This is a genomic window from Sinosporangium album (assembly GCF_900100605.1).
Taxonomy (GTDB): domain Bacteria; phylum Actinomycetota; class Actinomycetes; order Streptosporangiales; family Streptosporangiaceae; genus Sinosporangium; species Sinosporangium album.
On sequence record NZ_FNCN01000002.1, the window covers coordinates 129,576 to 146,303 of the forward strand.

The 16,728-nt window shown below is 68.9% G+C and carries 17 protein-coding genes; 6 read left to right on the forward strand and 11 right to left on the reverse strand.

The genetic code is table 11. The features are described from left to right. Window positions 1–126 precede the first annotated feature (126 nt). The gene (locus tag BLQ73_RS02315) at window positions 127–801 is read right to left on the reverse strand and encodes an alkylmercury lyase family protein (RefSeq protein ID WP_093167747.1); all 675 of its coding nucleotides are present in this window, start codon (window positions 799–801) and stop codon (window positions 127–129) included. A 532-nt stretch (window positions 802–1,333) separates the two neighbouring features. Between BLQ73_RS02315 and rny the strand changes: the two genes are divergently transcribed. After that, window positions 1,334–2,950, forward strand: coding sequence for a ribonuclease Y (gene rny / locus BLQ73_RS02320; RefSeq protein ID WP_093167749.1), 1,617 nt, complete (start codon window positions 1,334–1,336; stop codon window positions 2,948–2,950). Between the two features lie 103 nt (window positions 2,951–3,053). Here rny and BLQ73_RS02325 read toward each other — a convergent pair whose 3' ends face one another. From BLQ73_RS02325 to BLQ73_RS02350, 6 genes are all read right to left on the reverse strand, one after another. Continuing rightward, window positions 3,054–4,940: a S9 family peptidase gene (locus BLQ73_RS02325; protein ID WP_093167751.1), complete on the reverse strand. Its 1,887-nt coding sequence runs from the start codon at window positions 4,938–4,940 to the stop codon at window positions 3,054–3,056. 92 nt (window positions 4,941–5,032) lie between these two features. Next, window positions 5,033–5,908, reverse strand: coding sequence for an amino acid ABC transporter permease (locus BLQ73_RS02330; RefSeq protein ID WP_093167753.1), 876 nt, complete (start codon window positions 5,906–5,908; stop codon window positions 5,033–5,035). Beyond that, window positions 5,905–6,570 carry an amino acid ABC transporter permease gene (locus BLQ73_RS02335; RefSeq protein WP_093167755.1) on the reverse strand — a complete coding sequence of 222 codons (666 nt, stop codon included), beginning with the start codon at window positions 6,568–6,570 and terminating at the stop codon, window positions 5,905–5,907. The genes BLQ73_RS02330 and BLQ73_RS02335 overlap by 4 nt, the downstream gene beginning before the upstream one ends. Window positions 6,571–6,652: 82 nt before the next feature. Beyond that, window positions 6,653–7,507 (reverse strand): glutamate ABC transporter substrate-binding protein, encoded by an 855-nt coding sequence (locus tag BLQ73_RS02340; protein ID WP_093167757.1) that lies wholly within the window; start codon window positions 7,505–7,507, stop codon window positions 6,653–6,655. 164 nt (window positions 7,508–7,671) lie between these two features. Next, on the reverse strand, window positions 7,672–8,427 hold the full coding sequence (locus BLQ73_RS02345) for an amino acid ABC transporter ATP-binding protein (RefSeq protein WP_093167759.1): 756 nt from the start codon (window positions 8,425–8,427) through the stop codon (window positions 7,672–7,674). Window positions 8,428–8,677: 250 nt separating this feature from the next. Then, window positions 8,678–9,322, reverse strand: a complete 645-nt coding sequence (locus tag BLQ73_RS02350) for a Uma2 family endonuclease (protein ID WP_093167761.1) — start codon at window positions 9,320–9,322, stop codon at window positions 8,678–8,680. A gap of 152 nt (window positions 9,323–9,474) precedes the next feature. Here BLQ73_RS02350 and miaB point away from each other — a divergent pair, with 152 nt between their 5' ends. Further along, complete coding sequence (gene miaB / locus BLQ73_RS02355; RefSeq protein WP_093167763.1) at window positions 9,475–10,974, forward strand: tRNA (N6-isopentenyl adenosine(37)-C2)-methylthiotransferase MiaB; 1,500 nt, start codon at window positions 9,475–9,477, stop codon at window positions 10,972–10,974. Window positions 10,975–11,053: 79 nt separating this feature from the next. On the opposite strand, the gene BLQ73_RS30885 is transcribed toward miaB, so the two are convergent. Continuing rightward, window positions 11,054–11,557, reverse strand: a complete 504-nt coding sequence (locus tag BLQ73_RS30885) for a hypothetical protein (protein WP_143020085.1) — start codon at window positions 11,555–11,557, stop codon at window positions 11,054–11,056. A gap of 173 nt (window positions 11,558–11,730) precedes the next feature. On the opposite strand from BLQ73_RS30885, the gene BLQ73_RS02360 reads away from it, so the two are divergent. Next, the gene (locus tag BLQ73_RS02360; protein ID WP_143020086.1) at window positions 11,731–12,258 is read left to right on the forward strand and encodes a hypothetical protein; all 528 of its coding nucleotides are present in this window, start codon (window positions 11,731–11,733) and stop codon (window positions 12,256–12,258) included. 114 nt (window positions 12,259–12,372) lie between these two features. Here BLQ73_RS02360 and BLQ73_RS02365 read toward each other — a convergent pair whose 3' ends face one another. Together BLQ73_RS02365 and BLQ73_RS34885 are read right to left on the reverse strand one after the other, a co-directional pair. After that, entirely contained in the window at window positions 12,373–13,668 is a 1,296-nt protein-coding gene (locus tag BLQ73_RS02365; RefSeq protein ID WP_093167767.1) for a dicarboxylate/amino acid:cation symporter, read from the reverse strand. 80 nt (window positions 13,669–13,748) lie between these two features. Further along, the gene (locus BLQ73_RS34885) at window positions 13,749–13,853 is read right to left on the reverse strand and encodes a putative leader peptide (protein ID WP_420819987.1); all 105 of its coding nucleotides are present in this window, start codon (window positions 13,851–13,853) and stop codon (window positions 13,749–13,751) included. Window positions 13,854–14,087: 234 nt separating this feature from the next. Here BLQ73_RS34885 and BLQ73_RS02370 point away from each other — a divergent pair, with 234 nt between their 5' ends. Beyond that, window positions 14,088–14,783: a class III extradiol dioxygenase subunit B-like domain-containing protein gene (locus BLQ73_RS02370; RefSeq protein WP_093168145.1), complete on the forward strand. Its 696-nt coding sequence runs from the start codon at window positions 14,088–14,090 to the stop codon at window positions 14,781–14,783. Then, entirely contained in the window at window positions 14,780–15,313 is a 534-nt protein-coding gene (locus BLQ73_RS02375) for a methylated-DNA--[protein]-cysteine S-methyltransferase (protein ID WP_245690726.1), read from the forward strand. Before BLQ73_RS02370 ends, BLQ73_RS02375 begins: the two co-directional genes overlap by 4 nt. Window positions 15,314–15,363: 50 nt before the next feature. Here the strand turns inward: BLQ73_RS02375 and BLQ73_RS02380 are convergent, their stop codons facing one another. Beyond that, window positions 15,364–15,675: an antitoxin gene (locus tag BLQ73_RS02380; RefSeq protein WP_093167769.1), complete on the reverse strand. Its 312-nt coding sequence runs from the start codon at window positions 15,673–15,675 to the stop codon at window positions 15,364–15,366. Window positions 15,676–15,713: 38 nt separating this feature from the next. Between BLQ73_RS02380 and miaA the strand changes: the two genes are divergently transcribed. Then, a complete protein-coding gene (gene miaA / locus BLQ73_RS02385; protein ID WP_093167771.1) occupies window positions 15,714–16,628 on the forward strand; it encodes a tRNA (adenosine(37)-N6)-dimethylallyltransferase MiaA in 915 nt (304 codons plus the stop codon). Window positions 16,629–16,728 lie beyond the last annotated feature (100 nt).

Consider the following 16,728-nt stretch of genomic DNA (forward strand, 5'->3'; position numbering starts at 1 on the left):
CAGGGGTCGGGCCGTGGCCTTGGCCCGGCAGGATGCGGCGCGTCGTGTTGGGGAGGGCTGCCGCCACGGCGTCGGCGGCCTCGGGGAGGCCGGGGAAGGTCTTCCGGCGGGGCGAAGCGGGGCGGGTTAGTCGGGGAGTTGCCAGAAGGGGCCGGTGAGGCCGCTGTCGGTGAGGAGATGTTGGAGGTCGGCGGTGGGGCGGGGCCGGTAGCCGGTGTCGAGGCGATCGCCGTACCACGGTTGGGCGAGGTTCCAGAGGGTGGTGGCGGCCAGTGCCCGGCCTATGGGGCGGTCGGTGCGGTCGGCCCAGGCGGCCAGGTGCTCTTCCGAGCAGAACATGCGGATGTTGGAGCAGGTGAGCAGGACGTCGTCCCACCATTGGGAGGCGGGAAGGGGGATATGGACGGTGAGCTCGGGCTCGGGCGGCTGGTGTGGGCCGACGTCCATGCGGAGGGGGGTGTGGCAGCCGGGGCAGCGTGTCTCGACGCTGACGTCGATTTTGAGCGCCGCGCTGATACCGAAGGAGTCCCAGGTGCAGCCGCCCCACCAGAGCCGTTGCTCATAGGGGCCGTCGGCGGTGACGACGAAGCCCATGGGGGCGGCGGAGAAGGGGTGGGCCATGCGGATGGCGTCGCCGTACTCGGTGAGGACGAGGGCGTGCGCCTCGTGGAGCCGCATGAGGCAGGCACGGATTGTGATCTCGTCCACGCCTTGGCGCACGGCGAGTTCCGCGACAGATGGGGCTCTCCCCTCTTCTGCGAACGTTGTGAACACTTGTTGACGTACGTCCCAATCGTCCATGCCGCACCTCCGTGAGTGACGATAACAGCCGAATGACGTGACTCACTATGCATACCGATGTTTCATCGGGGTATCGGGCTTCAGTGCTGTTACCTGGGAAGATGTGGCTTTGGTTGGCTTTTTGAATCGGCCTTCGAGGTCTTCAGGTCGGCGTGCTGCTGCATTGCGGAAGACTCGCGCGATTACGGAGTGTTAGTGCGTCTGAGTCAGAACACGCAGGTGGGAGGGCCAGGCTTTGGCAAAACACGCGCGTCGACCCTCCTTTGCTTGCCCGTGACCACTTCGACAACTTAACCTCGACGGCAGTGAGGAGTTACTCCGCGCAGCGCGGATTGCCATAACGGTGAACGACGGACGAGCAAGCTTGAGAATCCGAGACAGGTGGGACCTGGGTGGCTCAGGTGTGCAAACCTGCCGTCTTGGTTCGATATTTGTCCTGGTCGCGCCAACGCTTGGGTGATCTGTGCCGCACGCGTGACGCCTCGCCGCTTGAAGGTTTCGAGGGTTGCGAGGCGAGGAGGGCGGGGCGCTCATGGAGACGCTTTCGGTCGCGCTTACTGTGGCGGTTCTCGTTCTCGCAGTGGTGGCGCTCGCCGCCCTCGTCGTGGTCGTCCGGCGTTCCGGCGGCCAGTTGATGCGGCTATCCGCCCCGAGTCCGGAACAGATCGCCGAGGCGCACGCCGAGCTTGAGCAGGCGCGTCGGGAGGCGGCGGAGATCCGGGCCAAGGCGGAGGCGGACGCGGGAGAGCAGCAGCGGCGTTCCGAGGCGTTGACGGAGAGCGCGACCCGGCTGCGTCGGGAGACCGAAGAGGAAGGGCAGGTCCTCAAGAACGAGCTCAAGGAACACCGCACCGATCTTGAGCGCAGGGAGAGCCGCCTCAGTGAGCGTGAGCAGCGGCTCGACGAAGAGGCGCGCAGGCAGGTCGAGCGGGCGCGGAAACTGGCGGAGACCGAGACGCAGTTGGCCGACCGGCGGGTGGAGCTCGACCAGGTGGAGGAGGAGCGCATGGCGATCCTTTCGCGGGTCGCCGGGTTGACCGCGGACCAGGCCAAGGCCGAGCTGGTCAAGGAGATCGAGAATCAGGCCAAACGCGAGGCCGCGCTGATCGTGCGGGAGATCGAGAGCGAGGCGCGCAGGGAGGGGGAGAAGCGCGCGTGCAAGATCGTGACCCTGGCCGTGCAGAGAGTCGCGACCGAGCAGACGGCCGAGTCGGTCGTGTCGGTGCTGCACCTGCCCGGCGACGAGATGAAAGGCCGCATCATCGGCCGTGAGGGACGCAATATCCGGGCGTTCGAGTCGACGACGGGGGTCAACCTCATCATCGACGACACTCCCGAAGCGGTGCTGCTGTCATGTTTCGATCCGGTCCGCCGGGAAACCGCGAGGCTGACGCTGGAAAAGCTCGTGCTGGACGGACGCATCCATCCTCAGCGGATCGAGGAGGCCTACGAGCGCAGCAAGGCCGAGGTCCAGGAGTTGTGCGGGCGGGCGGGCGAGGACGCGCTGGTCGAACTGGGCATCACCGATATGCACCCTGAACTCGTCATGCTCCTCGGGCAGCTTCGCTATCGCACTTCCTACGGTCAGAACGTCCTGAAGCACCTCATCGAGTCGGCCCACATCGCGGGCATCATGGCCGCCGAGCTCCGCCTCAACAGCGACCTGGTCAAACGGTGCGCGCTGCTGCACGACATCGGAAAGGCCCTGACCCACGAGGTCGAGGGGAGCCACGCGCTGATCGGGGCGGAGATCGCCCGCAGGTACGGCGAGCACGAGGACGTCGTCCACGCCATCGAGGCGCACCACAACGAGGTGGAGGTGCGCACCGTCGAGGCGGTGCTGACGCAGGCGGCCGACGCGATCAGCGGCAGCCGTCCCGGTGCCCGGCGTGAATCGCTTGAGGCCTATGTCAAACGGCTGGAGCGGCTGGAGGAGATCGCGCAGTCCTACGAGGGTGTGGACAAGGTCTTCGCCATGCAGGCGGGCCGCGAGATCCGGGTCATGGTCAGGCCGGACGCCGTTGACGACATCCAGGCGCAGGTCATCGCGCGCGATGTGGCCAAGCAGGTCGAAGAGGAGCTGACCTACCCCGGCCAGATCCGGATCACCGTCGTGCGCGAATCCCGGGCCACGGAGTTCGCACGATGAACCCCGAGCGCCCCGAGAGCCCCAAGCGCCCTGAGCATCACGAGCGTGTGAGCCTTGAGCGTCACCGGCTCGTGAGCCTTGAGCATCACGAGCTCGAGTGCGGCTAGTCGCTGAGGACCTGCTGGTAGAACGCGAGCTCGGCGGCGAGGGCGGCGACGCGCGTCTCGGCGCGCCGGAATCCGTGGGACTCGCCCTCGAAGGTGAGGTAGGTGCAGGGCACGCCTCGTTCGGCGAGGGCCGCCGCGAACCCGGCGGACTGCTCCGGCGGCACCACCGGGTCATCGAGCCCCTGGAGCAGCAGCATCGGGCAGGTGACGCCGTCGGCCCTGCTGATGGGTTCCCGCTCGGCGTAGAGCGCGGAGTCCTCGGGGCCGACGAGCCATTCGACGTAGCGCGATTCGAAGTCGTGGGTGTGGGCGTTGAATGGCGCGAGCGCGCTGACGCCGTAATACGACACGCCTCCGGCGAAGGCGTCGGTGGAGCAGCAGGCGGCCATGGTGGTCCAGCCGCCCGCGCTGCCGCCTCTGATCGCGATCCGCGCCGGGTCGGCGAGCCCCTCGCTCGCCAGCCACTCGGCCGCGGCGGTGACGTCTTCGACATCCACGATGCCCCACAGGCCGCGCAGCCTGTCCCGATAGATCCTGCCGTATCCGGTCGAACCCCCGTAGTTCACATCGATCACGCCGATGCCCCGGCTGGTGAAGAACGCCTTCTCCAGGTCGAACGCCGAGAGCACGTGGGCGGTAGGGCCGCCGTGCGCGAAGACGACGTACGGCGGAGCCGTGTCGGCCGGGCCTTCGGCCCCGGCGTTCGCGGGCGCGTAGACGTAGGCGTGGATCTTGCGCCCGGAACGCACCTGGATCTCGACGGCGCGCGGGGTGGGCAGGTAGGCCGGGTCGGGAAGCGCGCCGGTGTCCTGACGCCGGCTTTCGACCTGCCCGGTGGCCGTGTCCAGCCGTACGACGGCCGGAGGCGCGGCAGGGCCGTACGCCACGCCGGCGAGGGCGCGGCCGTCGGTGCTGAGCCCGGGCACCCAGCCGGAGTACGGCGTATCGACATCGGTCAGCGTGCCGTTGTCGGGGTCGAGGAGTCCGAGGCGCAGGTCGCCCTTGCCGTGCAGTACGGCGAGGCGCCCGTCGTCCAGAACGACGTAGGGCGCGCGGCCGAGTTGCCACAGCGGGCCCGCGAACTCCTCCTCGGCGGGGTAGAGCGGGCGAGAGGTCGTGCCGTAGATCCCGATCTGGTAGAGGTTCCACCAGCCGGACCAGTCGGAGACCAGGAGAAGGTGGCTGTTGTCCTGCCATTGAGGGGACAGGACGGACTCGCTGAGACCTCCCCTGACGGTCCAGGAGTTGCCGTCCGCCAGGCGGGTGACGCGGAGGTCTGTGCCGGTCCACGGGAGGCGCGGGTGGTTCCAGCACACATATGCGAGGTGCCTGCCGTCGGGGGAGAGCGCCGGAGACGCGTAGAAATCGCTGCCGGTGACCCGCTCGCGGGGCTCCTCGACCCCGTCGAGCGGCAGCGACACGATCGCACGCGTCGTCTTCCCGTCCTCATGGTGGGTCTCCCGCACGCACCAGAGCAGTCCGTCGCGGACCATGAGCTCGGCGTAGCGCAGCCCCGCCGGGCGCTCCGGGACGGGTGTGATCGCCTGCGGCTCCTCTCCGGGGACCAGGAGATAGAGCCGCTGGTCGGCGTGGTTGCTGAAGACCACTCCGAGGTCGGGGACCACCACGTAGGGGCGTCCGCCGTCCTCGTGCACGCGCGAGCGCGCGCTCCATGGGGCGGTGAGCAGGTCGCTGTGGCCGCCGTCGGCCGCACGGTGGACGATCGTGGTGCGCCCGCCTTCGGCGGGGCGGTCCTCACACCACCACATCTCCTCGCCGATCACGGTCGGTGACGTGAGCCGCAGGCCCGCTCTGGCCACGTCGCTGCTGGTGATGGGGGAGGGCCACTGGGTGTACGGCAGAGCGGTGCGGTCAGGGGACATACTCGAATCCTGCCTGAAGTCAGTGCCCCGTGTCGCCTCTCATGGGCTTTGCGGACATGGATCGCATGGATCGTGCCTTTCCTTATTGTCCCCTATTCTCCCCTGCCGCTCCCGCCGCCGACGGTCGCCAGGGTGACGGGGCGCGCGCTGGACTTGCGGCTGCGGCGGCTCCGCCGTTCGAGCACGGTGGCGACGTAGCCGAGGCCGAGGTTGAGCAGGATGTAGATCAGCGAGATGACGATGGCCGCGGGCACGAGGTTGTGGAAGCTCGCCGGGAGCTGGCGGAAGCCGGTGTTGAGCAGGTCCTCGTAGGCGATGATGTAGCCGAGCGCCGAGTCCTTGAGCGCGATCACCATCTGGCTGACGAGGGCCGGCATCATGGCCGTGGTCGCCTGCGGCAGCAGGATGAGGCGCAGCACGCCGCTCTTGCGGAGCCCGAGGGCGTAGGCCGCCTCCGACTGGCCCTTCGGCACGGCGAGGACGCCGGCTTTGAACACCTCGGCGAGCACCGAGCCGTTGTAGAGCGTCAGACCGATGACCACCGCGTAGAAGGCGTCCATCGTGTAGCCGAACAGCTCGAATGCGCCCGCCTGCGCGAAGAAGATCATGAGCAGCACGGGGATGGCGCGGAAGAACTCCACCACCATGCCCGAGGGCCAGCGCAGCCACCAGTGGTCGGAGAGCCGCCCGAGGCCGAAGACGACGGCGAACACGAGCGCGAGCACGATCGACAGCGCGGCGGCCGACAGGGTGCCGACGAGGCCGGGGAGGATCATTCCCTGCCACACCTGCGGGTCGAGGAACGGTTTCCACAGTTCGGGGTCGAACTGCCCGGCCTCGTTGAACCTCGCCCAGACGAAGTAGGCGATGCCCAGGATCAGCACGGCGCCGACGGCGGTGAGCACGTTGTTGCGCAGCCGGGTCCGCGGCCCCGGGGTGTCGAAGAGGATGGACGCCTGGGGTTTCACCGGCTCACCGCCATCCGCTTGGCGAGCCAGGTGAAGAAGAACCCGGTGGGCAGGGTCAGGATCACGAATCCGAGCGCGAAGCCGAGGAAGATCCCCACGGTGCCGCTGCCCTCGTAGATCAGTTCGTTCATGATGAAGGCGGCCTCCGCGTAGCCGGCGACGATCACTACGGTGGTGTTCTTGGTCAGGGCCACGAGCACGCTGCCGAGCGGCCCGACGACGGTCCGGAGCGCCTGCGGGAGGATGATCAGTCGAAGCGACGCGGTGAAGGTGAGGCCGATGGCCCGAGCGGCCTCGGCCTGCCCGAGGGGCACGGTGTTGATGCCGGACCTGATCGCCTCGCAGACGAAGGCCGAGGTGTAGGCCGACAGCCCCAGCACGGCGAACCAGTAGCCGTTCATCTGCGGGTTTTCGGAGAAGTTCAGGTGGAGCACGTTGCTGATGCCGAGGCTGCAGAAGAGCAGCACCATCGTCAGCGGGGTGTTGCGCAGCGTGGTGACGTAGAACGTCGCGACCCCGCGCAGCACCGGGGTGGGGGCCACCCGCATCGCGGCGAGCAGCAGGCCCAGGAGCAGCGAGCAGACCGCGCTCATCACGGTCAGGCGGATCGTGGCCCAGAACCCGGCGAACACCTCGGGGAGGTTGGCGATCAGGGTTTCCATCGGCCTCCTCACATGGTCGGGAAGCACCGGTGAGCCCCGTGGCCATGCGCGGCGGGGCTCACCGGAGCGTCGTCGGACGGGGTCAGCAGCCTTCGGCGGGAGGCGCGGCGGTGGGGAGCGTGAGGCCCTGGGCGCTGCCGAACCACTTCTTGGCGAGCGTCTGCCCCGTGCCGTCCTGGTACATCTTGGCGATGGCCGCGTTCACCGCGTTGCAGGTGGCAGTGTCACCCTTTTTCATGCCGACGCCGTACTTCTCATCAGTGAACGGATCGCCCAGGATCTTGAAGGTGCCGCCGCCCTGTCCGGCGAACCCGGCGAGGATGAGGTCGTCGGTGGTGACCGCGTCGAGGGTCTTGCCCTTGAGTCGTTCCATACATTCGCCGTAGGAGCCCGCGGGCACGAGCTGGGTCTCGATCGCCCTGCCGTTCGGCGGCGGATCGGTGATGCGCTTGTAGGAGTTGGAGCCCGACGCCTGGCAGATGCGCTTGCCCTTGATGTCGTCGACCTTGGTGATCGACGTGTCGTCGCCGCGCACCATGATGTCCTGGTGGGCGACGACGTACGGCCCGCCGAAGGTCACCTTCTCCTTGCGCTCGGGCAGAATGGAGTAGGTGGCGAGGACGAGGTCCACCTGGCCCTGCTGGATGAACGGCTCGCGGTTCTTGGAGATCGTCTCCTTCCAGGTGATGCCGCTCTCGGGGACCCCCAGCTCCTTGGCGATGTATCTCGCGACATCGACGTCGAAGCCCTCCATCGTCCCGTCGGGTTTCTTGAGTCCGAGGGCGGGTTGGTCGACCTTGACGCCGATGACCAGCTTCTTGGTCTCCTTGGCCTTCTCGACGACGCTGGAGTAGGTCTTCTCGCCGCCGCCGCAGGCGGACAGGCCCGCGGTGAGAGCCGCGACCGTGACAAGTACGCCGACTCGACGTGGGTGCATCGCTACCTCTTCCCTGAACTATCACGGCTGGTATGCGGGCGGTCACAGCCCGCTCTTGCTTAGATGTATGGGTCGGGGGTGCTTCTACGTGTGGTCGTTGCCTACCCGCTACCGGCCGCCTGAGGACCGCCGTCCGGGACGAGGGCCGGTCGCCGGTGGGCGCGTCAATGCGTGAGGATCTTCGACAGGAAGTCCTTGGCCCGCTCGGTCCCGGGGTTGGTGAAGAACTCCTCGGGGGCGCTCTCCTCCACGATCTGCCCGTCGGCCATGAAGACGACGCGGTTGGCGGCCCTGCGGGCGAAGCCCATCTCGTGCGTGACGACGACCATCGTCATGCCTTCGCGGGCCAGTTCGACCATCACGTCGAGGACCTCTTGCACCATCTCCGGATCCAGCGCTGACGTCGGCTCGTCGAACAGGATCATCTTGGGGTCCATCGCCAGCGCCCGCGCGATAGCCGTACGCTGCTGCTGGCCCCCGGAGAGCTGCGCGGGATACTTGTCTGCCTGGGCGGCGATGCCGACCCGTTCCAAGAGTTGCAGCGCGCGCTCTTCGGCCTGGGCCCGTGGCACCTTCCGCACCTTGACGGGGCCGAGAGCGACGTTCTCCAGGATCGTCTTATGAGCGAACAGGTTGAACGACTGGAAGACCATGCCGACCTCCGAGCGCAGACGGGCGAGCTCGCGCCCCTCCGCCGGCAGCGGCCTGCCGTCGAAGACGATGCTCCCGGCGTCGATGGTCTCCAGTCTGTTGATGGTCCTGCACAGTGTTGACTTGCCACCCCCGGACGGCCCGATTACCACGAGGACCTCGCCTCGGGAGACGGTCAGATTGATGTCCTTCAGGACGTGCACATCGCCGAAATACTTGTCGACATGGGCCAATGTGACGAGTGGAGCCGCTTCCCCGTTCTCCGCCATGGTCAACAACGTAGGGGCCCGGAGGCTGCCGGTCACTAACCCCGGGGTACCGATCAGGTCACAGCATGTTGACTTGTTGGAAAGTGTCCGAAACAGGCCTGAGACGGTTGGGACCTAACGGGCGCTGAAGTTCGTATGGCGCTGAAGTTCGTATGGCGCTGAAGTTCGTATGGCGCTGAAGTTCGTATGGCGCTGAAGTTCGTATGGCGCTGAAGTTCGTATGGCGCAGAAGTTCAGGTGGCGCAGAAGCTCAAGTGGCGCTGAGGCTGCCCGGGTCGAGGGTGAAGGGGAAGGGGAGGGCCACCTCGGTCGGCGACCCGGCGGCGGCCCGGTGGGTGAGCCGGTAGACCTCGCCGTCGAGGGTGTAGGCGAACACCACCGGGAGCTCGTCTCCGCCCTGCCCCCGGAAGGGGTGGGTCTCGACGCGCCAGAAGGCGGGGATGCCGGCCTCGGCGTATTTGGTGGGCTTGAGCAGGCGGTCGACGACCTGGTGGGGAGGCGAGACGACCTCGACGGCCAGTTTGACCCACTCCGGCCTGGCGACCTGCGCCGTGTCCGCCCCTCTCCCGCCCCGGGCGGCGCGGTGGGCGCGCGCGAACGCGTCTCTGTCGAGCACGAGCAGGTCGGGCAGCGCGCCGGGCGAATCGTCGAGCATCAGGCCGACGGAGCTGACGACGACCAGGTCGGCGGGTGCGGCGGCGCGCAGCGTCGCGTGCAGCCCGGCGCCGATCCACTGGTGGACGAAGCCCGCCGGAGGGGACAGGATCAGGCTGCCGTCGATCAGCTCGTAGCGGCTGCCGTCGGGGGCCTGGTCGTTGAGCGCCAGCCACTCGTCGACGCTCAGCACACCCGGGGTGCGCCAAGGAGTCGCAGGGGGCCGCGACGGGGATGGCATGGAAGCCTCCGGGAAATGGGGATGTGCCCCACGCGTTGCCGGCGGATGCGGGCGGGGCCGACTCTACCATCGGGCTTGACTGCCTGTAAGGGCGTTGGTGTGACGGGTGGAGGGGTGGCCGGGTGCCGGAAGCGCTTACGCTTGGGCGTGAGATGACTGTCACAGAGCAGAGCGCCCGCACTTACGAGGTCCGCACGTACGGGTGCCAGATGAACGTGCATGACTCCGAGCGTCTGTCCGGATTGCTGGAAGACGCGGGATATGTTCGTGCCCTCGAAGGGGTCACCGCCGACATCGTGGTGTTCAACACGTGCGCCGTGCGGGAGAACGCCGACAACCGCCTTTACGGCAATCTCGGCCACCTGCGCCCCCACAAGATCGCCAACCCCGACATGCAGATCGCGGTCGGCGGCTGCCTCGCCCAGAAGGACCAGGGCGAGATCGTGCGCAAGGCGCCATGGGTCGACGTGGTCTTCGGCACCCACAACATCGGGTCGCTGCCCGTGCTGCTTGAGCGCGCGCGCATCGAGCACGAGGCCCAGGTCGAGATCAAGGAGTCGCTGGAGACCTTCCCCTCGACGCTGCCCACGAGGCGCGAGTCCGCCTACGCCGCCTGGGTCGCCATCTCCGTGGGATGCAACAACACCTGCACCTTCTGCATCGTCCCCTCCTTGCGCGGCAAGGAGAAGGACAGGCGGCCGGGCGACATCCTCAGCGAGGTCCGCACCCTGGTCGGCCAGGGCGTCCTGGAGATCACCCTCCTGGGGCAGAACGTCAACACCTACGGCGTGGAGTTCGGCGACCGGCTCGCGTTCGGCAAGCTGCTGCGCGCCTGCGGTGACGTCGAGGGACTTGAGCGCGTGCGCTTCACCTCGCCGCACCCCGCCGCCTTCACCGACGACGTCATCGCCGCCATGGCCGAGACCCCCAACGTCGTCCACCAGCTCCACATGCCGCTTCAGTCGGGCTCCGACCGGATCCTCAAGGCCATGCGCCGGTCCTATCGGGCCGAGCGCTACCTCGGCATCATCGAGCGCGTCCGCGCGGCGATGCCCGACGCCGCGATTTCCACCGACATCATCGTGGGCTTCCCGGGCGAGACCGAGGAGGACTTCCAGGAGACGCTCCGCGTCGTGCGCGAGTCCCGTTTCGCGAACGCCTTCACCTTCCAATACTCCATCCGCCCCGGCACGCCTGCCGCGACCATGCCGGACCAGGTGCCGAAGGAGGTCGTCCAGGAGCGTTACGAGCGCCTTGTCGCACTCCAGAATGAGATCTCCTGGGACGAGAACAAGAAGCAGGTCGGCAAGGTGCTCGACGTGCTGGTCGCGGAGGGCGAGGGCCGTAAGGACGAGGCGACCCACCGCATGTCCGGCCGCGCCGCGGACAACCGCCTGGTCCACTTCGCCGTGGGCGCCGAGGTGCCGCGGCCGGGCGACATGGCGACCGTCGAGGTCACCTACGCCGCCCCGCACCACCTGGTCGCCGACGGCCCGTCCACCGGCGTGCGCCGCACCCGCGCGGGCGACGCCTGGGAGGCGCGCCACGCGGCTCCGCCCGCCTCGCCCGGCGTGCTGCTCGGCATGCCGAGCATCGGCCGCCCTCCGCAGGCTCCGGCCCCGGTTTCGTCGGGCTGCTCGCTCACGTCCTGACATCACAGAGACGTCCTGAGCCACGGGGCCGTGTACGGCGTGCGCCGTACACGGCCCCTTCCTCATGTCGCCTCGCAAGTCACCGGCTGAAGTAGTGGTCGAGTAGGGCTCGGCACGCCTCGCGGCGAGGTGAGGGATAACGAGAGCAGTAGTCCGGACCGGACCCCTCGGGGCGCTGCGCCGGTGGCGCCGCCGGAGCCGTCCTCTCGCGCGGTGCGGGTTTCCCGCGGGGCGCCTCCTTCGTGGAGGGGGCGGGCGGCGGGAGCTCGGGCCTCGCCGCGGGCACGCCCGGCACCGGGCCGTGTGTTCGGCGCGGAATGTTCCGGGAGGACGGTACGGCGGGCCGGAGGGAGGGCACGGCGGCCCGGGTGACGCGTTCCAGCCCTGGTAGCCGCCGGGCCGGCAGGCCGTTGACCGGGGGCGGCAGCAGGCGCGCCTCCTGGGTGACGGCCGCCCCGCGCGCGGGTGTCTGCGGCGGGTGCGAGGCGGGGGAGTCAGCGGGTCTGCGGGCGGGTGTTCCGACGGGCAGGAGGAGGAGCGCGGTCCCGGCGGCGGCGAACGCAAGCGCGGAGGTTACAGCCACTAATGCGGCTTTTGGGCCCATTGCCAGGTTCTTTTCAGTGAGATGTGACGTTTAGGTGGATAAATCGTTATTCGCTTGTGACGCATGTGCGGCGAATCCGTTACTGGGGTTAGTGTGGTCCACGCGTGAGGAGGCCGTGGTGGTTTCCCACTGATCACAGGGAGTTGTTTCACATGCACGGGCACGTTGAATCGTCGACGGGCCAACCGGAGACCCCTCCTCCCCCAGGGCCGCGGCGCAGGCAGGGAAGGGGAAACACCCTCCTCGTCCTGGCCGTGGCGCTCGTCAGCGTCCTCATCGGTGGAGGCGTGGTGTTCGCGGTGCTGAACAACTCCTCCGACAAGGGCGATTCGATGACACGCCCGGCGCCCACCCAGGAGCAGAGCGCGGGCGAATCCGGAGGGTCGGGCCAGGCAGGGGAGGGCGGCGAGGCCGCGAACGGCGACGAGCCCCCCGCGGCCGATGAAGCCGGGCAGAGCGGCGGCGGCGCCGGAGGCGGGGCGGACACCGGTTCCGGCGAGGGGATGGCGGGCAACGCCCCCAGCCGCGACGGCGACCGTCCGTCCGGCTCGGGCGGGGGCGGTGCGCCCGGCTCGGGTGGCGGCTCCAAGCCGTCCTCGCCGGCGACCTCGCCCGACGACGGTCCCGCCGACGGTCCCGCCGGCACGATCCCCGGCGAGCCCGCCGAAGGCGGTTACTGAGCGGCTGCGGGTCCCGTGGCCGTTGGGCGACGGGCAGAGTGGGCGACGGGCAGGGACAGACGAAAGCGGGCGGGAGCCGTACGGCTCCCGCCCGCTTCGTCGTGAGGGGCGGCGTCAGGCCGGTGCGGGCGCGGGAGTTTCCGCGGTCTTGGTGGGCGGCGTCTCGTCGAGGGGCTGCGGCGGGGCGTTGAAGACGGCCGTGTCGAGACGGCCTTCGCTCCTGCCGACCAGCACCGGCACGACCATCTGGCCGGCCACGTTGGTGGCGGTGCGGATCATGTCGAGGATGGGGTCGATGGCGAGCAGCAGGCCGACGCCCTCCAGGGGCAGGCCGAGTGTGCTCAGGGTGAGGGTGAGCATGACGATCGCGCCGGTGAGCCCGGCGGTGGCGGCGGACCCGATCACCGAGACGAACGCGATCAGCAGATAATCGCCCACCCCGAGGGGCACGTTGAAGATCTGCGCCACGAAGATCGCGGCCAGGGCGGGATAGATCGCGGCGCAGCCGTCCATCTTCGTGGTCGCGCCGAAGGGCACGGCGAAGGAGGCGTAGTCGCGGTCCACTCCGAGGCGCTCCACGGTGACGCGCTGGGTCAGCGGCATGGTGCCGACCGACGAGCGGGAGACGAAGGCGAGCTCCAAGGCGGGCCAGGTGTTGCGGTAGAAGGTGATGGGGTTGACCTTGCCGACGAGCGCGAGCAGCGCCGGGTAGCTCAGCAGGAGCACGAGCAGGCAGCCGATGTAGACGCCCGCGGTGAGTTTGCCGAGCGGCGCGAGCAGGTCCCAGCCGTAGCTCGCCACGGACTTGCCGATGAGGCCGGCCGTACCGATGGGGGCGAGCCGGATGACCCACCAGAGGGCCTTCTGCACGAGGTCGAGCAGCGATCGGCTGAAGTTCAGGAACGGCTCCGCCTTCTCGCCGAGGGCGAGGGCGGCGGCACCGGTTACGACGCCGAGGAAGACGATCTGGAGGACGTTGAGCTCGGTGAAGGCGGTGACGACGTTGGTGGGGATGATGCCGGTCAGGAAGTCGACCCAGGTCCCGGCACCGTCCAGGTCGACGGGCTTGGCGCCCTGGGTGGAGATGGTGACTCCCAGGCCGGGATTGAGGATCAGGCCGAGGCCGATGCCGATGCCGACGGCGATCAGTGACGTGATCAGGAACCACAGCAGCGTCTTGCTCGCCAGGCGGGCGGCTCCGACGACGTTGCGGAGGTTCGCCACGCTGACGATGATCGCGGTGAAGACCAGGGGCGGTACGGCCAGCTTGAGGAGCTGGACGAAGATCCGGCCGATCTCCGTGAGGGTCGTGGTGAGCCAGGTGACGTCACCGATGCGGGCGATGAATCCGAGGATGAGGCCGAGGACCAGTCCCAGCAGCAACTGCAGGGAGAAGGAGAACCTCTTCATGCGTGAGACTCCGGTTTAGGCATGCCGAACAGCGCGACGGACATGCGAGGTGAGGGGGAACAGGACGGCCGAAACTGTGATCAACGACAGAGCTGACTGCTCAAGCGGCACAGATCGACGTGCAGCCGCTCGTAGAGCCACACGATCACCGGGGAGAACCTCACAGGGGGGTAAAACCTTCCCATGTGACGGGATTATTCCACTTGCCGTAAAGATCGATACTTTGAGGTCATAGTGGTCAGAAATGCGATGATGTCGGGGATTCTTCGCATGTGCAGTCTGATCTGAGGGCAGTGGCTGATCCGTCTCCATAGGACGTGCGCTGCCCGTCTTCTCGTGATGACAACGCCACCTATCTCCCTTAAGTCCTCCTCCCCGTGGCGAAGGCCGATCGATCCCCTGAGCGGTAGCCTGTGGGGATGCTCGTAGCAGCCGCTGTGTGCCCGCATCCGCCGCTGATGGTCCCCGAGCTCGCGGGGAATGCGGCGCAAGAGCTCGACGAGTTGCGCGAGGCCTGCGGCAAGGCCATCCGCGCGCTGCTCGGCGCCGAGCCCGACCTCGTCGCCGTCGTGGGCGGCGCCGACCGCCCGGGCCGCTACGGCGCCGACGCCTCAGGCACCCTCGCGCCGTGGGGGGCCGACGTGCGGGTCGGCGGTGGTGAATCGGTCCTGCCGCTCTCCCTCACCATCGGCAGATGGCTCCTGGAGCGCGAGGGGTTCGACTCTCCCGAGAGTTTCCACGCGGTGGCCCACGACGCCGACCCCGCTGTCTGCCTGGACCTCGGACAGGCGCTGGCCAGCGGGCTCCGGCGAGTGGCGCTGCTGGTCATGGGCGACGGTTCGGCCCGCCTGACCGAGAAGTCACCCGGCTATCTGCACCCCGGAGCCCGGCCCTACGACGACATGCTCGCCGGGGCCCTCGCCGGGGCGGACGTGGAGACCCTCGCCGCGCTGGACCCCGCCGAGGCGGCGGAGCTCTGGGTGGCGGGCCGGGCGGCGTTCCAGGTGCTGGCGGGGGCGACGGAGGAAGGCTCCGCGATGACCGGGCGGCTGCTTTACCGGGCGGAGCCGTACGGCGTGAGCTACGCGGTCGCCCTCTGGGAGACCGGCGCGTGAGCGCGGGGACGGTGGCGTTCGGCGCGGTGCCGAGTCCGCTCGGGCGGATCATGGTCGCCGTGACGGAGGACGGGCTGGTGGCGACCGACTTCCACGACGGGGACGAGGCGCGGGCACGGGTCCGCGAGCGCCTGGGAATCACCGAGGTGGACGACCCGGAGCGCACGGCGGGGGCCCGCCGCGAGATGGCCGCGTACTTCGCGGGAGAGCTCCGCGTGTTCGGCGTGCCGGTGGACTGGCGGCTGATGTCGCCGATCCAGCGCCAGGTGCTCGGCGCGCTCTATGAGCTCGTGCCGTACGGCAAGGCCGTGACCTATGGGGAGTTGGCCGACAGGAGCGGTGCCAAGGTGCCCGCGCGGGCCATCGGCTCGATCATGGGGGCGAACCCGGTGCCGATCGTGGTGCCCTGCCACCGCGTGGTGGCGGGCGGAGGGCTCGGCGGGTTCAGCGGTGGGGAAGGGGTGGAGTCCAAGCGCCGGCTGCTGACCTTGGAGGGCTACCTCCCGCCGATGCTGGACCTGGGGCTCTGAGGGGGAATGCGGCGGCCTCGGCCGGGCCGGGCCCGGCCGAGGCGGTGGAGTCAGGGCGCGGGAGGCGGGTTGTGCCCACTGGGCGGGGTGCCCGGCTGCCCGGGTCCAGACTGCCCGGGTGCCCGCTCGCTGGCGCCCGGCCGGTCGTCGATGCGCTCGGCGGCCTCCCTGGCCTTGGTGGCGGCGGAGTCGATGTGCTGATCGTACTTGCCCCCGGTCCTCCGTTTGGCCAGGTCGGCGGCCCGGTCGATGCCCTGCTTGGCGATCTTCTCGGCCTTGTCCGCATGCTGGCCGAGCAGCCCCCGCAACTTGTCCATGAGCGACATCTGTACCTCCCCCAATCCGACGCGACGATACGTCATCACCTCTCCATACCCAGGCGGTTGACACACTTATCCCTGTGGGTCACCAGCCAGTCATCGCCGTCGTGGGTCCGACCGCAGCAGGAAAGTCCGATCTCGCAGTAGATCTGGCGCTTCAGCTGGGCGGAGAGGTCATCAATGCCGATTCAATGCAGCTTTACCGAGGAATGGACATCGGTACAGCGAAACTTCAACCGCACGAGTTCCGCGGTGTGCCGCACCACCTGCTCGACATCTGGGAGGTGACCGTCACGGCCAGCGTCGCGGAATACCAGCGGCTGGCCAGGCCCCTCATCGAGGGCATGCGCGCGTCCGGGGTCGTGCCGATCCTCGTCGGCGGATCGGGCCTTTACATCCGGGCCGCGCTGGACGACCTTGACTTTCCCGGCACCGACTCGCAGATCAGGGCACGTCTTGAGGCGGAACTCGCCGATGTCGGCCCGGCGCCGCTCCACCTGCGGCTCAGCGAGCTCGACCCGAAGGCGGCCGAGGTGATCCTCCCCAGCAACGGCAGGCGCATCGTGCGCGCGCTGGAGGTCATCGAACTGTCCGGCCGCCCGTTCTCGGCGACCATGCCGTCCTTCGACGCGGTCTATCCGAGCGTGCAAATAGGGCTTGACGTGCCGAGACCGGAACTGGACGAACGCATCGCCCTGCGGGTCGAACGCATGTGGGAGGCGGGCCTCGTCGAGGAGGTGCGGGCGCTCGCCGCCCGGGGACTCGCCGAGGGGCGCACCGCGAGCAGGGCCCTCGGTTACGCGCAGGTGCTGCGCTTCCTCGCAGGGGAGTGGACCGAGGATGAGGCCAAACAGGAGACGATTAGGACGACCCGGCGCTTCGCCCGCAGGCAGGAATCGTGGTTCCGCCGCGACCCGCGGGTCGTGTGGCTGCCCTACGGTGCTCCCGACCTCCTGCGCCGGGCGCTGGACACGGTGGCCGCCGCCGAGAGCTGAGCCCCGGCCGGGCACACTGGGGGCGGCGCCGTACGGCACGGGCCCGCCCGGAGGTGGACGCGGCGGGACCGGTGGCCGCCGGCGTGGCCGGATCGACAGA